The organism is Pseudoduganella sp. R-43, from assembly GCF_049913255.1.
In the GTDB taxonomy this organism is placed as follows: domain Bacteria; phylum Pseudomonadota; class Gammaproteobacteria; order Burkholderiales; family Burkholderiaceae_D; genus Rugamonas.
This window is the reverse complement of sequence record NZ_CP183988.1, coordinates 2,186,615-2,198,860: the sequence shown is the minus strand read 5'-3', so window position 1 is coordinate 2,198,860 and position 12,246 is coordinate 2,186,615. Positions and strand designations below refer to the sequence as shown.

General features: G+C 59.8%; 15 protein-coding genes and 1 other RNA gene. 11 read left to right on the top strand and 5 right to left on the bottom strand.

The window, feature by feature from the left end; translation table 11 throughout:
* Positions 1-3 precede the first annotated feature (3 nt).
* The 3 genes from ACN9M3_RS10040 to gyrA all read right to left on the bottom strand — a co-directional run bounded on the left by ACN9M3_RS10040 (position 4) and on the right by gyrA (position 3,752).
* Positions 4-510: a DUF2059 domain-containing protein gene (locus ACN9M3_RS10040; RefSeq protein ID WP_426170411.1), complete on the bottom strand. Its 507-nt coding sequence runs from the start codon at positions 508-510 to the stop codon at positions 4-6.
* Positions 511-520: 10 nt separating this feature from the next.
* Positions 521-1,045, bottom strand: coding sequence for a DUF2059 domain-containing protein (locus ACN9M3_RS10035; protein ID WP_426322194.1), 525 nt, complete (start codon positions 1,043-1,045; stop codon positions 521-523).
* 85 nt (positions 1,046-1,130) lie between these two features.
* Complete coding sequence (gene gyrA / locus ACN9M3_RS10030; RefSeq protein ID WP_426170408.1) at positions 1,131-3,752, bottom strand: DNA gyrase subunit A; 2,622 nt, start codon at positions 3,750-3,752, stop codon at positions 1,131-1,133.
* 265 nt (positions 3,753-4,017) lie between these two features.
* Here gyrA and ompA point away from each other — a divergent pair, with 265 nt between their 5' ends.
* The 5 genes from ompA to ssrA all read left to right on the top strand — a co-directional run bounded on the left by ompA (position 4,018) and on the right by ssrA (position 7,786).
* Complete coding sequence (ompA, locus tag ACN9M3_RS10025; RefSeq protein WP_426322191.1) at positions 4,018-4,740, top strand: outer membrane protein OmpA; 723 nt, start codon at positions 4,018-4,020, stop codon at positions 4,738-4,740.
* Positions 4,741-4,887: 147 nt separating this feature from the next.
* Positions 4,888-5,583 (top strand): bifunctional 2-polyprenyl-6-hydroxyphenol methylase/3-demethylubiquinol 3-O-methyltransferase UbiG, encoded by a 696-nt coding sequence (ubiG, locus tag ACN9M3_RS10020; protein ID WP_426170405.1) that lies wholly within the window; start codon positions 4,888-4,890, stop codon positions 5,581-5,583.
* Positions 5,584-5,630: 47 nt separating this feature from the next.
* Positions 5,631-6,323, top strand: coding sequence for an HAD family hydrolase (locus tag ACN9M3_RS10015; protein ID WP_426322189.1), 693 nt, complete (start codon positions 5,631-5,633; stop codon positions 6,321-6,323).
* A gap of 84 nt (positions 6,324-6,407) precedes the next feature.
* On the top strand, positions 6,408-7,382 hold the full coding sequence (locus ACN9M3_RS10010) for a hypothetical protein (RefSeq protein ID WP_426322187.1): 975 nt from the start codon (positions 6,408-6,410) through the stop codon (positions 7,380-7,382).
* Positions 7,383-7,423: 41 nt separating this feature from the next.
* Positions 7,424-7,786, top strand: a transfer-messenger RNA (tmRNA) gene (gene ssrA / locus ACN9M3_RS10005).
* A 200-nt stretch (positions 7,787-7,986) separates the two neighbouring features.
* Here the strand turns inward: ssrA and ACN9M3_RS10000 are convergent.
* Entirely contained in the window at positions 7,987-9,132 is a 1,146-nt protein-coding gene (locus tag ACN9M3_RS10000; protein WP_426322185.1) for an alpha/beta hydrolase family protein, read from the bottom strand.
* Positions 9,133-9,217: 85 nt separating this feature from the next.
* On the opposite strand from ACN9M3_RS10000, the gene ACN9M3_RS09995 reads away from it, so the two are divergent.
* The 4 genes from ACN9M3_RS09995 (at position 9,218) to ACN9M3_RS09980 (ending at position 10,734) form a co-directional block, all read left to right on the top strand.
* Positions 9,218-9,571: a gamma-glutamylcyclotransferase family protein gene (locus ACN9M3_RS09995; RefSeq protein ID WP_426322183.1), complete on the top strand. Its 354-nt coding sequence runs from the start codon at positions 9,218-9,220 to the stop codon at positions 9,569-9,571.
* Between the two features lie 81 nt (positions 9,572-9,652).
* On the top strand, positions 9,653-10,060 hold the full coding sequence (locus ACN9M3_RS09990) for a hypothetical protein (RefSeq protein ID WP_426322181.1): 408 nt from the start codon (positions 9,653-9,655) through the stop codon (positions 10,058-10,060).
* A 2-nt stretch (positions 10,061-10,062) separates the two neighbouring features.
* Positions 10,063-10,431 carry a hypothetical protein gene (locus tag ACN9M3_RS09985; protein WP_426170387.1) on the top strand — a complete coding sequence of 123 codons (369 nt, stop codon included), beginning with the start codon at positions 10,063-10,065 and terminating at the stop codon, positions 10,429-10,431.
* A gap of 57 nt (positions 10,432-10,488) precedes the next feature.
* Positions 10,489-10,734: a hypothetical protein gene (locus tag ACN9M3_RS09980; protein ID WP_426170386.1), complete on the top strand. Its 246-nt coding sequence runs from the start codon at positions 10,489-10,491 to the stop codon at positions 10,732-10,734.
* Here the strand turns inward: ACN9M3_RS09980 and ACN9M3_RS09975 are convergent.
* Complete coding sequence (locus tag ACN9M3_RS09975; protein ID WP_426170384.1) at positions 10,714-10,998, bottom strand: HigA family addiction module antitoxin; 285 nt, start codon at positions 10,996-10,998, stop codon at positions 10,714-10,716. The two genes, ACN9M3_RS09980 and ACN9M3_RS09975, sit on opposite strands and share 21 nt — an antisense overlap.
* Before the next feature lie 71 nt (positions 10,999-11,069).
* Here ACN9M3_RS09975 and ACN9M3_RS09970 point away from each other — a divergent pair, with 71 nt between their 5' ends.
* Together ACN9M3_RS09970 and ACN9M3_RS09965 are read left to right on the top strand one after the other, a co-directional pair.
* Positions 11,070-11,861: a substrate-binding periplasmic protein gene (locus ACN9M3_RS09970; RefSeq protein WP_426322178.1), complete on the top strand. Its 792-nt coding sequence runs from the start codon at positions 11,070-11,072 to the stop codon at positions 11,859-11,861.
* A gap of 57 nt (positions 11,862-11,918) precedes the next feature.
* Positions 11,919-12,197 carry a hypothetical protein gene (locus tag ACN9M3_RS09965; RefSeq protein ID WP_426322176.1) on the top strand — a complete coding sequence of 93 codons (279 nt, stop codon included), beginning with the start codon at positions 11,919-11,921 and terminating at the stop codon, positions 12,195-12,197.
* Positions 12,198-12,246: the final 49 nt, after the last annotated feature.

The window sequence follows — 12,246 nt, the reverse complement described above, 5'->3', positions numbered from 1 at the left end:
TCCTCACTTCGTTTGTTCGACAATGCGCTTGGCGCGCTCCTGCACCAGCTTTTGTGCAGCCTGTGCGCTTTCGCCCATCAGGACAGGCATGACTTCCAGCGATTTCTTGCCGGCCGGGCTGCGGTAGAAAGCCGTCAATGCCTTCACTTCATCTTGCGTGAAATGACGCGTGTACAGCGGCACCACCTGGTTGTACAGCTCGTCGACCAGTTTCGGATCGTTCAGGTCCTTTTGCAGCGCGATGGTAATGGCCGGCATGCGGCGCTCCACAGTCGCCAGTTCCGCCTTGCGCTGCTCCTCGCTGAGTTTGGGATTATTGCGCGCCATCGTTTCCGCACGCATGCGCAGGATCTGCGGAAGCGTCTTCGCCAGGTTTTGCAGCGAAATAGCCATGTTGGCGCGGGCGCCAGTCGTTTCCATCAGCTCACGGACCGATGCTTCGCTTGCCGGGGCGGCATGGACTGAGGCGGCGAAAGCGAATACTGCAGCTGCAAAGGCGATCTTCTTCATGCTTGCTCCCTTATTTATAACGGAACTGCTCCATTGCCTTCTGAATGCGCGGCATGGTCACGCGCTGGCCAATCGCCATCGATTCTGCCATCACTTGCGGCATCAACTGCATGCTCTTCATGCCGACCGGCGTGCGGTAGTAAGCCGCGATCTGTTTCAGTTCGTCGGCAGTGAAATGGCGCGAGTACAGCGCGATCATTTCGGCTTCCATATCCGCCATCAGGCCCGGGTCCGTGAAAACGCTGTTCAGTATTTCAGTCATTTTCGGCAATTGCGCCTGCAGCTGCTGCAGCTTTTCCTTGCGCTGCGCCTCGGTCAGGGTGGTGTCGGCCTGGATCGTGGCTTCGATCTGCTGGCGCATGATGCCTGGCAGGGTCTTCGACATCTGCTCCATCGATGCCTTCCACATGGTGCGGTAGTTCATTGCGTCCAGCAGTTCGCGCACTGCGGCGGCATTGGCCGGCGCCGGGTCGGCAGCCAATGCGCCCTGGACCAGGGCGAGGGAAGCGATCAAGGCTACGACGATGTTCTTCATTGCTTATCCGTTTTTCGAATTTGGTAGTTGAAAAAACTAACGGGCCCGGCCTGATCACTCAGACGGGGCCCGTTGCGGGTCGGCCTTATTCGGCCGCGTCGCCGTTTTCGGCTTCTGCTTCAGGCTCGTCGGCGTCTGCCTCGACGATCCGCTGCAAGCCCGAGAGCTTGGTGCCATCCTCCACCGCAATCAGGGTCACGCCCTGGGTCGCGCGGCCCATCTCGCGGATCTCCGATACCCGGGTGCGGATCAGCACACCGCCGGTCGTGATCAGCATGATCTCGTCGGTTGCCTGCACCAGGGTGGCCGCCACCACCTTGCCGTTACGCTCGGAGGTCTGGATCGCGATCATGCCCTTGGTGCCGCGGCCGTGGCGGGTGTACTCGGTGATCGGGGTACGCTTGCCGAAGCCGTTCTCGGTTGCGGTCAGCACCGACTGCTGCTCGTTCTCTGCCACCAGCAGCGCGATCACGTTCTGGCCTTCTTCCAGGTTCATGCCGCGCACACCGCGCGCGGTACGGCCCATCGGACGCACGTCGTTTTCGTCGAAGCGCACTGCCTTGCCGGCGTCGGAGAACAGCATCACATCGTGCTTGCCGTCGGTCAGCGCAGCACCGATCAGGAAGTCGCCTTCGTCCAGGTCGACCGCGATGATGCCGGCCTTGCGTGGATTGGAGAAGTCCTTCAGCGGGGTCTTCTTCACGGTACCCAGGCTGGTCGACATGAAGACGTAGTGGTCTTCCGGGAAGGTGCGGTTTTCGCCGGACAGCGGCAGCACCACGGTGATCTTCTCGTTGTCCTGCAACGGGAACATGTTCACGATCGGCTTGCCGCGCGAAGTGCGCGAGCCTTGCGGCACTTCCCACACCTTCAGCCAGTACATGCGGCCGCGGTTGGAGAAGCACAGGATGTAGTCATGGGTGTTGGCGATGAACAGCTGGTCGATCCAGTCTTCATCCTTGGTTGCCGCTGCCTGCTTACCGCGGCCGCCGCGTTTCTGGGCGCGGTATTCGGACAGCGGCTGGGCCTTCATATAGCCCATGTGCGACAGGGTCACCACCATGTCCTGCGGCGTGATCAGGTCTTCGGTTTCCAGATCGGTCGCGTTGTTCTCGATGTTCGAGCGGCGAGGATCTTTCTCGCCGAACTCCAGCTTGGAGGCGTTCAGTTCGTCGGTGATGATGGCGGTCACGCGCGAAGGCTTGGACAGGATGTCCAGCAGGTCGGCGATCAGGGCCATGACGTCCTTGTACTCGTTGACGATCTTGTCCTGTTCCAGGCCGGTCAGGCGCTGCAGGCGCATCTGCAGGATTTCGCCTGCCTGTTCGTCGGACAGCTTGTACAGGCCGTCGGACTGCAGGCCGTAGTGCTTCGGCAGGTGCTCCGGACGGAAGGCTTCGATACCACCCTGGCCTTCTTCGCCGGTACGCTTCAGCATTTCGCGCACGATGGACGAATCCCAGCCGCGCGCCATCAGTTCCTGTTTCGCGATCGGCGGCGTCGGCGCCGCCTTGATGATGGCGATGAAATCGTCGATGTTGGCCAGTGCAACCGCCAGGCCTTCCAGCACGTGGCCGCGTTCGCGCGCCTTGCGCAATTCGAATACGGTACGGCGGGTCACCACCTCGCGGCGGTGCGACAGGAAGGTGGCCAGCAGGTCCTTCAGGTTCATCAGCTTCGGCTGGCCGTCCACCAGGGCGACCATGTTCATGCCGAAGGTATCCTGCAACTGGGTCTGCTTGTACAGGTTGTTCAGCACCACTTCCGGCACTTCACCGCGTTTCAGCTCGATCACCACGCGCATGCCCGACTTGTCGGACTCGTCGCGGATGTCGGAAATGCCTTCCAGCTTCTTGTCGCGCACGTTTTCGGCGATGCGCTCCAGCAGGGACTTCTTGTTGACCTGGTATGGCAGCTCGTCCACGATGATCGCGGTGCGGCCGCCTTCCTTGCCGTATTCCTCGAAGTGGGTCTTGGCGCGCATGACCACGCGGCCACGGCCGGTGCGGTAACCATCGCGCACGCCGGATACGCCGTAGATCGTGCCGCCGGTCGGGAAGTCCGGCGCCGGGATGATCTCGATCAGTTCATCGATCGAGCAATCCGGGTTGGACAGCACGTGCAGCGCGCCGTTGATCACTTCCGTCAGGTTGTGCGGCGGGATATTGGTCGCCATACCCACTGCAATACCGGAGGAACCGTTGATCAGCAGGTTAGGAATCTTGGTCGGCAGGACGGTAGGCTCTTTCTCCTTGCCGTCGTAGTTCGGCGCGAAATCGACGGTTTCCTTGTCGATGTCGGCCAGCAGTTCCTGCGAAATCTTGTCCAGGCGGCACTCGGTATAACGCATCGCCGCGGCGTTGTCGCCGTCGATGGAACCGAAGTTACCCTGGCCGTCGACCAGCATGTAGCGCAGCGAGAAATCCTGCGCCATGCGCACCAGCGTGTCGTAAATCGACGCGTCGCCGTGCGGGTGGTACTTACCCATGACTTCACCCACGACGCGGGCGCATTTCACGTAAGGACGGTTCCACACGTTGTTCAGTTCGTGCATCCCGAACAGGACGCGGCGGTGTACTGGCTTCAGACCGTCACGAGCGTCCGGCAGAGCTCGGCCAACGATCACGCTCATGGCGTAATCGAGGTAGCTCTTGCGCATCTCTTCTTCGAGGGAAATTGGGATTGTTTCTTTTGCGAATTGATCCATTGGCGGGTCGATCTATAGTGTCCAGGCGTACAAGCCTGCGATTTTAGCATGGCGCCAAGGCGGCCGGATGAAAGTCATCTGGTTGACACAAATGCACCTTATTATGACCGCTGCGTTGCAACAAAACAACATTTTGGTCAGATACGCGAAACTGCCCTTTTCTCCCAGTTTTGATGCGGTTTTGCAAAATATGGCAAAATGGTCGAGAAACTAATGAAAAAGCTAGTTTTATTTGCGTGACACCCCGTTTAAGGAAAAGACCAATATGAAGAAAATCCTCGCCACCGTGTTTGCTGCGTCTTCCGTTCTGGCCGGCCCTGTGCTAGCACAAGACAAGCCAACCGCTCCTCCGTTCGCACCAGTAACCCAGGACATCAAGGCCGCGACGCCAAAGAGCGCCTATGTGCAGGATGCCCGCGGCGTCATCGCCCGCAATCCGTTCGGCCTGTGCTGGCGCACCGGCTACTGGACCCCGGCCGATGCCGTGCCAGGTTGCGACCTGCCGCTCTGCACCCCACCGGAAGAGCTGAAGGATGGCAAGTGCGTGCTGCCACCACCGCCACCAGCACCAGAGCAGCCGCCAGTCGCCGTACCGCCAGTCGCAACCCCGGCAGCCCCGACCGCAGTACCGACCGCTGAGAAAGTTTCCTTCGCAGCCGACGCCTTCTTCGACTACGACAAGGCCGTGCTGAAGCCAGAAGCGAAAGAAAAGCTGGACGAACTGGCTGGCAAGCTGGACGGCATCAACCTGGAAGTGATCATCGGCGTCGGCCACACCGACTCCATGGGCACCGACCAGTACAACGACAAGCTGTCGCTGCGCCGCGCAGAAGCCGTCAAGGCATACCTGCTGAGCAAGGGCGTTGAAGCCAACCGCGTGTACACCGAAGGCAAGGGCGAGAAGCAGCCAATCGCGGACAACACGACCGCCGAAGGCCGCGCCAAGAACCGCCGCGTGGAAATCGAGGTTGTTGGCACCAAGAAGTAATTCCCGGCGCTAAAGCGCTATTGCAGCCCCGCCCTGAGCGGGGCTTTTTTTTTTGAACCGGTGAATCTGGGTCTGACCCTTGGGTCAGACCCAGATTCACCGGTTTTGTGCTTGGGCACCGGAAGAATCTAAAGTATCATCCGCCCTATGAACGCCGACCCATTAGAACTGCAAAAATTCAGCGAACTGGCCCATCACTGGTGGGACCCCACGTCCGAATTCAAACCCCTGCACGAGATCAATCCGCTGCGCCTGGAATGGATCAACGCCCGCGCCCCGCTGGCCGGGAAAAACGTGATCGACATCGGTTGCGGCGGAGGCATCCTGTCCGAGTCCATGGCCCGCAAAGGCGCCAAGGTCACCGGCATCGACCTGTCCGAAAAAGCCCTCAAAGTAGCCGACCTGCACAGCCTGGAATCCGGCGTACCGGTACGCTACAAGCTGATCGCCGCCGAAGAAATGGCAGCCCAGGAAGCAGGCCAGTACGACGTGGTCACCTGCATGGAAATGCTCGAGCACGTGCCGGACCCGGGCGCCATCGTGCGCGCAGCAGCCGCCCTGGTAAAGCCGGGCGGCCACGTCTTCTTCTCCACGCTGAACCGCAACCCCAAGGCCTACCTGTTCGCGGTGATTGGCGCAGAATACCTGCTGCGCATGCTCCCCAAGGGCACGCACGATTATGAAAAGTTCATTACTCCAGCCGAACTGTCGCAATATGTGCGCACTGCTGGACTGCAAGTAGATGCCTTGAAGGGCATGGGCTACAATCCGCTCACCAAGGTCTACTCCCTGAACAACGACACCAGCGTTAATTACCTGGTGGCCTGCACCCGCCCCGCATAAAGCCAGGCGGCCTGCGCGCCGCCTGCTTCGAAAGCCCCTTCCCTACCATGAGCCTGTTCCCAGCCCCGCGCGCCATCTTGTTTGACCTGGATGGCACCCTGGCCGACACCGCGCCCGACCTGGCCGCCGCAATCAACCTGCTGCGCACCGTGCGCGGACTGGAGCCGACGCCGTACGAGGTGCTGCGCCCACAGGCATCGCACGGCGCCCGCGGCATGATCGGCGTATCCTTCGGCCTCAAGCCGCAGGACGAAGGCTTTGAAGAACTGCGCGACGGCTTCTTCACCAATTACGAAGCGGCGATGGCAGTGCACAGCACCCTGTTCGACGGCATTCACGAAATGCTGGCCGGGATTGCCGAAGCCGGGCTGCGCTGGGGCATCGTCACCAACAAGCCAGCCCGCTTCACCGACCCGCTGGTGCCGCAAATCGGCCTGGAACTGGCAAGCTGCGTGGTCTCCGGCGACACGACTCCCCACGCAAAGCCGCACCCCGCCCCATTGCTGGAAGCCGCTTCCCGCCTTGGCCTGGCGCCGGAAGAATGCTGGTACGTCGGCGACGACCTGCGCGACATCCAGGCCGGCCATGCCGCCGGAATGCGCACCGTCGCCTGCCAGTGGGGCTATTGCGGCGCGGTCGAACCCGCAGCCTGGGGCGCCGACCACCTGCTGGCCTCACCGGCCGACTTGCTGGACCTGATTCGCGCAACCGTACCATCCCCGACACCGTTGGCAGCCTAGAAACTACGTTATCACTTGCCCAACGGCAATAAATTTCTATACTATAGTCAGTAGCGATTACAGAAAAAGGCAACTGGAGATTTTATGGACGGGGACGACAACATCGAGACGGCGCTCCCACCGCGCAGCAGCGCGCCGCAGGTCTGGGATGCCTCCGTTGCCGAGAGCCGCTTCTACTGGTACGACCTGCTGGTCAACGACCCGCTCGAGCCCGACTTCCGCGCCCCGATCGGCCGCTACCAGCGCCGCATGCAGTTCGCGCTCGACGCGACCATGGAAAAGCAGCTGCTGTTCTTCGTCGTCTCCCGCCCGCGCCTGCGCTTCGACATCAAGAAAGGCACGAGCTGGGGCTTCTTCGGCCTGAAACTGACCGTGCCCCTGCTGGCCGGCACCGACAACCGCAAGGAATCGCTCACGATCGAGCTGGAAGTGCCGTTTGAAGCGACCTTCAAGAAGCCGATCGTCACCTTGCACGACAAATACATCACGCTGAACTGGGGCGCGCTGACGGAATGCTATTCCGCGCACGACCTGCTGCAGAAATTCCCGAACGACCTGAAGTACGAAAGCACGGTGGAATACGTCGGCATCACGCGCGATCCGCAATCGCGCCTGGCCAAGGGCCGCCTGCCGTCCGTCAACCGCATCGTGGAAGAAAATGACGGCGCGCGCGACACCTTCCTGCTGATCAAGCGCATGGATGTGAAAGTGGAAACCGCAACCCAGGACCCGCTCGGCGAAGCCACCACCCGCTCGCACGTCGAAGTCATGGAAGGCGCGCTGATCCGCTACTTCGAAGGCGAAAAACCTGCCCACCACGGTACTATCGAAAGCAACAACCGGCGCAACCGCGTGGAGCAGTTGGTCGAGACTTACCAGCTGCAGAGCCTGACCGTCGACCTCGGCTTCAAGGAAGCCGACAGCTTCCACGACCTGAAGTCCGCCAACGTGCCAGTCTCGCGCCGCCACCTGGTCGAATTCACCTTCGGCCCCGGCGGCGAGATCCACGCCAATCGCCTGCCCGAGGATGCCCGCCCGCTGGTTTCGCTCGAAGAGTGACGCGGCGGAAAAGATTCATGTAAAATAGAGCTTCCTTCTGTGGGGACGACCTGGTTTCGACGTGGGTTGCAAAGCAGAACAGGGCATACCGAGGGCTGGTCACCTCGTAAATACATCCAGAAACAAACTAACTGCAAACGATAACTCGTACGCACTGGCAGCTTAATCGCTGACCTGCCCGACAACACCTCGCCCTTCGGGTGTGGCCGCAAGGCCGTGTTGGGTCATTTAGAAGGGATCGAGCTACGAGGGTTCACTTCGAGTAGCTCTAAATCTAAGGTGAATCGCTTGTCCGGAACGTGCACATCCGTGCCGTACAGGTTAAATTAAATGATAGTGCTAAGTATGTAGAACTGTCTGTAGAGTGCTTGCGGACGCGGGTTCGATTCCCGCCGTCTCCACCAACCGAACAAAAACTGGGGCTCCAAGCCAAGCTTGGAGCCCCAGTTTTTTGGCGCACACCAATTCTAGCGGTATGTCGTTTTCGCTCATAGAATTGCTTGACTTGCCGTTTTCCTTCGCATTTTCCAGCTCATCTAGACGGATTTGTCGTTTTCCCTCGCATTTTCAGGGTGATTTGTCGTTTTCCCTCGCAGAATTCCGCTTACAGTCCGCATGCCTCAACTGCATAAGCGCTCAGATTCGCACGACCTTCCAGCGTCAGGTTCTTCGCGAAGAAGCAGGCATAGGGGCGGTTGGTCGCTTGGTCAACGTAGAGATACCCGGTCGGCACGTTGTACGCGATGTCGAATTTCGAAGCCGGCTGGGTTGGTGAGAGCGCCTTGAATGCCAAGTGCAGTTTCAAGCCGAAGTTCGGATGATGGAAGTCGAAGCATCCCTCCGGATAAGCACAGCTGCCGTTCTGCGCAGGTAGATGAAGGGGCACGACTGTCTGCAGCGACTGGTCAGTCGGCATGCGCTCATATCGCATCGCGATGGGTGGGTCGTCGGTGGAGATTTCGTTGATCGCACTACCCGGCTGGTGGAAGTTTGCGTAGAGCTCATCGAATGCCGGCCAACTGTCCGGGTGGATAAAGGTCTCCTTGACCTGGTCTTTCTCGTAGCTCGTTTGCGCCTGCACCGCATACACGGCCCTGACACGCGAAGACTTGGTCTGGTACGGGAACGGGCTCTGGTCATCGGCCAGGTTCTTCGACAACGCGTTCATCAGCCCAAGCGTGCCGCGTGATTGGCCGACGATGAAAATATTCATGCCATCAATGCCGAGCATGCCGGAGCGGTGCCGCGCCCATTGCACCGCGCGTGCGATGTCCGTATTGGGGATATCGAGATTGGGCGGCTGGCCATACCTCTGGCTCGCAACCGGGTGGCGGAATTCGACCGACATGAACGCGAAGCCCAGCGCCAGCGCGGGCGTCACCAGCTTGGCATAAAGGTCGCCCTGCTGCGGCAAGTTATCGGTCATGCCGTTCGGGTGCGCCCAGATGATCAAGGGCAGCCTTTGCGATGCAGGCAGTGAAGCAGGTCGATAGAAGTCGAAGCGCTGGTCCAGCGTAACGTCGTAAGCACCGGCTGGCGACTTCTCCTCCCACGCTGTGCCCTCGGCATAGCAGATGTCCCTGGCTACTGTGGCCTGGGTTCCCTGTGTTTGGGTGTAGCTGGAAAGTTCGGCTTCTGTGCTGATCTTGCGGCATGGTTCTGCGGCTGCGAAGCCTGCGGAGGCCATCAGCAGCAGGCCGCTGAACACGCGCAGGAATGATCGGAAACGTGGCTGGATATCTTGTCGCATTCTTTGCTCCGGTATTGGTGTTTGAATGGTGGACAGCCGCGTTACATTATCATTAAAACAATTCAATGTTCGCATCGGAGGCGAGATGGAAAAGTTTGAGAGGCTGTTTTCTTATGGGACGCTGCAACAGGAAGACGTTCAGCTTGCGACGTTTGGGCGCAAGCTTGAAGGCATGGCAGACAAGTTGAACGGGTATAAGCTCGGGCTGCAGGAGATCGATGATCCTGCCGTGGTTGCGACGAGCGGCAAGACGCACCATCCGATCATTTCGCGCAGTCGCAGCGAGGAGGATGCTGTCACGGGTTCGGTACTCCTTGTCACACCTGAGGAGCTACGACAAGCGGACTCGTACGAGGTGGCAGCGTATCGTCGGCACAGCGTCACGCTGGCATCCGGAACTGTTGCGTGGGCTTACGTCGACGCCCGCGACTTAGGCTGAAGCCACCAGCCATTGAGCAAGCTCAATCGAACCGATTGACTCACGCGTATCCTGGGTCTACTGCAGACCAGGGATACCACAATGGCACTCGACGGTCCGATGAAATGGCTCATCTTCGAAGGGCTGCTCCCAATTTTCGGCGCTGGCGTCCTTTATAGCCTATGGGGCCTGTTGATCGCCATAGCGAGAGGGTCTTGGAAACCGGCATTTGCTTGGCGTGAAGCGGTTGATCCGCTAGGTTGGCTTTACGGTGCATTAATCATTGCAATTCAGGCTTCTATCAGAAGTGCGGTCGGAAGGGCCGAACGTTCACTCCTAACATGGGGGTGTATGATTGGTGCAGGATTTTGTCTAATGCTATTGCTGGCTGCAATGAATCAACGCGGGCAAGCTTCAGGCTGGCAACCTCGACTGCCGCTCAAGGTCTTCGCAAGCCTCTTGGTCATTGGAGTACTATCTTTAGGCTATTTCGCACAAGAGGGAGCTTAAACATGACCGAGAACGATACTGAAAATCGGCAATACATCCTGATGAAGCTACGTGACCGATTCGCGACGAATCGCTCCAATGTCAGCATTTCGGAGAACGAGGCAAAGCTCCTTGAAGAAGCAATCATTTGCATGGAGGAGAGAGAAGCGAAAACGGTCCACAACTCTCCTTCGCCGCAACGCAAGCCATTCTTTTTGTCGATAGCGACCATACTTGCCGCTGCTGGCTCTTTTGGGTTACCTGTCATCGCATTTTGGCAAACGTCGGCCACACCTGCACTCATCGCAAGCGCCATAGGCCTGCTGGTCGGCATCGCCGCAGTCAAACTTGATCCGGGCTACAAAGGCTATTGGCTGCACGATGTGGACTGACGCACAGACCACACCAACTCGCGCACAGTAGCCTAAGCGCTTGGTCGAGGAGGCAGCGTGGAAAAACGAAGTCACCAGGAACGACGCAACGACAGCGGCACTGCCGAACGTTTTGACATGGCAGTGCGCACAGCCCTGGCTTTCGACCAGGGTGCAGCATATACCTACCTTGCCCTGTGCGGCGTGGAGCACATGCTGATCCGCTCCTTCGCCGAGCGCTTCCCGACGCAAGTTCGCTCGGTCGCATCCCTGCCCTGGCACTCCAGCGACCGCCGCGGCGATTCAATGCAGCGTGCGTTTTAGCGCGCGCCGCCCTTTTAGCAAGGCCCGGCGCGTGTCATAGGTGGTTTGCAGGTTGAGCCAGAACTCCGGCGTGGTGTCGAAATAGCTGGCCAGTTGCTGGGCGGTGGCGGGCGAAATGCTGCGCTCCTGCCGCACGATGCCAGTCAGGTAGCCGGGTTCCAGGTGCAGCACGCCTGCCAGCGTGCTCGCGGTCAGCCCCATTGGGTCCATGAATTCTTCCAGCAAGACTTCGCCCGGATGGATCGGGCGCATAGTGGTTTCCATAGTCGCCTCCTTCCATAAGATTCTACTCTGCCCAGCCTGCCGCTGTACTGTTGGCTTAGAATAGTAGCAGTATGAAATGCATAGCTTTCATTGCGGCTGCTCTCCTCGCATTCGCTGCCAACACCGTGCATGCCGCCTGCGGCACGATCCGTTACGCCTACCCCGACCAGCACCGCCCCCCATATTGGCTGGGCAATGGCCCCACCGTGCCCGATCCGCCCGGCGCCAACGTTGATTGGATCCGCGAGTTTGCCGCCAGCGGTGGCTGTGCGATCGAGCTGGTGCGACTGCCGGTGATGCGCTTGCGCAGCTCGCTCATCAGCGGCGCCGTGGACTTCGTGCCGGTCGACATCACCGCCGACGGTCAGCCGGGCATCGTGATCCCGCGCGATGCACAGGGCAAGCCAGACACCAAGCGCGCCACCACCCTGGTCGTGGCCGCCTTCGTGCGCGCCAAAGATGGCTATCCGCGCGACCTCGACCCGATGGAAATGGTGCGCGGCAAACGGGTGGGCGTGATGTTTGGCTCGTCCTATGCGGTGCGGCTGGAGAAGGCCGGCGCCGTCATCGACCAGGGCGCCCCCACTGTCCCGAGCAATTTTGAAAAGCTCCAGCTTGGCCGCATCGATGCCTTTGTGGTGCCGATGCTCACCGCGACGGACCTCGACAAGTATGTGGCCGACCGCTACAAGGGCCAACTGGTCCGGTTGGAGAAACCCGTGCTCAAATCCTTTAACTGGATCGCAACCAATACCGCCTATTACGAGGCCCACCGCCACGACGTCGATACGCTCTGGAACTGGATGGGCACCGAGGGCAACAAACGCTTCAACCTGCTGCTCCGCAAGTACACCGAGAACTAGGAGATTCCTCCCCGCAGGCCTACAATGAACTTTGGCCCTAGCTACAAGGAGGCAATCATGTCCACACTCAACAAGGGACGCAGCCTGGCGCAGCAAACCCACGATGGCACCAGCAGCATTGCGACCATGGGCGACGGCTGCACTGGCCGCCGCAACCTGTCGCAATCCCAGCAAGGCAACCAGCAATCGGCCGACACGGCCGGCCGTACCGACGACCTGCTATCCGGCTGTGTCGATGAGGACGAACGCGAGCACGGTTTCCAGACCGGTCCGCAATATCGGCAAGGCGACGCGCGGCAAACCGGCCCCGATACCGTCCGCCGCAGCGAACGCTAATTCTTAATCCAGTACAAGATTTACTGTTGAACAAATTTCCTGGGTGGCG

Coding starts and splice junctions, on each gene's coding strand:
- ACN9M3_RS09990 (WP_426322181.1), top strand. CDS start 9,653: ATGGCACTCGACGGTCCGATGAAATGGCTCATCTTCGAAGGGCTGCTC.
- ubiG (WP_426170405.1), top strand. CDS start 4,888: ATGAACGCCGACCCATTAGAACTGCAAAAATTCAGCGAACTGGCCCAT.
- ACN9M3_RS10015 (WP_426322189.1), top strand. CDS start 5,631: ATGAGCCTGTTCCCAGCCCCGCGCGCCATCTTGTTTGACCTGGATGGC.
- ACN9M3_RS10000 (WP_426322185.1), bottom strand. CDS start 9,132: ATGCGACAAGATATCCAGCCACGTTTCCGATCATTCCTGCGCGTGTTC.
- ACN9M3_RS10040 (WP_426170411.1), bottom strand. CDS start 510: ATGAAGAAGATCGCCTTTGCAGCTGCAGTATTCGCTTTCGCCGCCTCA.
- ACN9M3_RS09965 (WP_426322176.1), top strand. CDS start 11,919: ATGTCCACACTCAACAAGGGACGCAGCCTGGCGCAGCAAACCCACGAT.
- ACN9M3_RS09995 (WP_426322183.1), top strand. CDS start 9,218: ATGGAAAAGTTTGAGAGGCTGTTTTCTTATGGGACGCTGCAACAGGAA.
- ACN9M3_RS09975 (WP_426170384.1), bottom strand. CDS start 10,998: ATGGAAACCACTATGCGCCCGATCCATCCGGGCGAAGTCTTGCTGGAA.
- ACN9M3_RS09970 (WP_426322178.1), top strand. CDS start 11,070: ATGAAATGCATAGCTTTCATTGCGGCTGCTCTCCTCGCATTCGCTGCC.
- gyrA (WP_426170408.1), bottom strand. CDS start 3,752: ATGGATCAATTCGCAAAAGAAACAATCCCAATTTCCCTCGAAGAAGAG.
- ompA (WP_426322191.1), top strand. CDS start 4,018: ATGAAGAAAATCCTCGCCACCGTGTTTGCTGCGTCTTCCGTTCTGGCC.
- ACN9M3_RS10010 (WP_426322187.1), top strand. CDS start 6,408: ATGGACGGGGACGACAACATCGAGACGGCGCTCCCACCGCGCAGCAGC.
- ACN9M3_RS10035 (WP_426322194.1), bottom strand. CDS start 1,045: ATGAAGAACATCGTCGTAGCCTTGATCGCTTCCCTCGCCCTGGTCCAG.
- ACN9M3_RS09985 (WP_426170387.1), top strand. CDS start 10,063: ATGACCGAGAACGATACTGAAAATCGGCAATACATCCTGATGAAGCTA.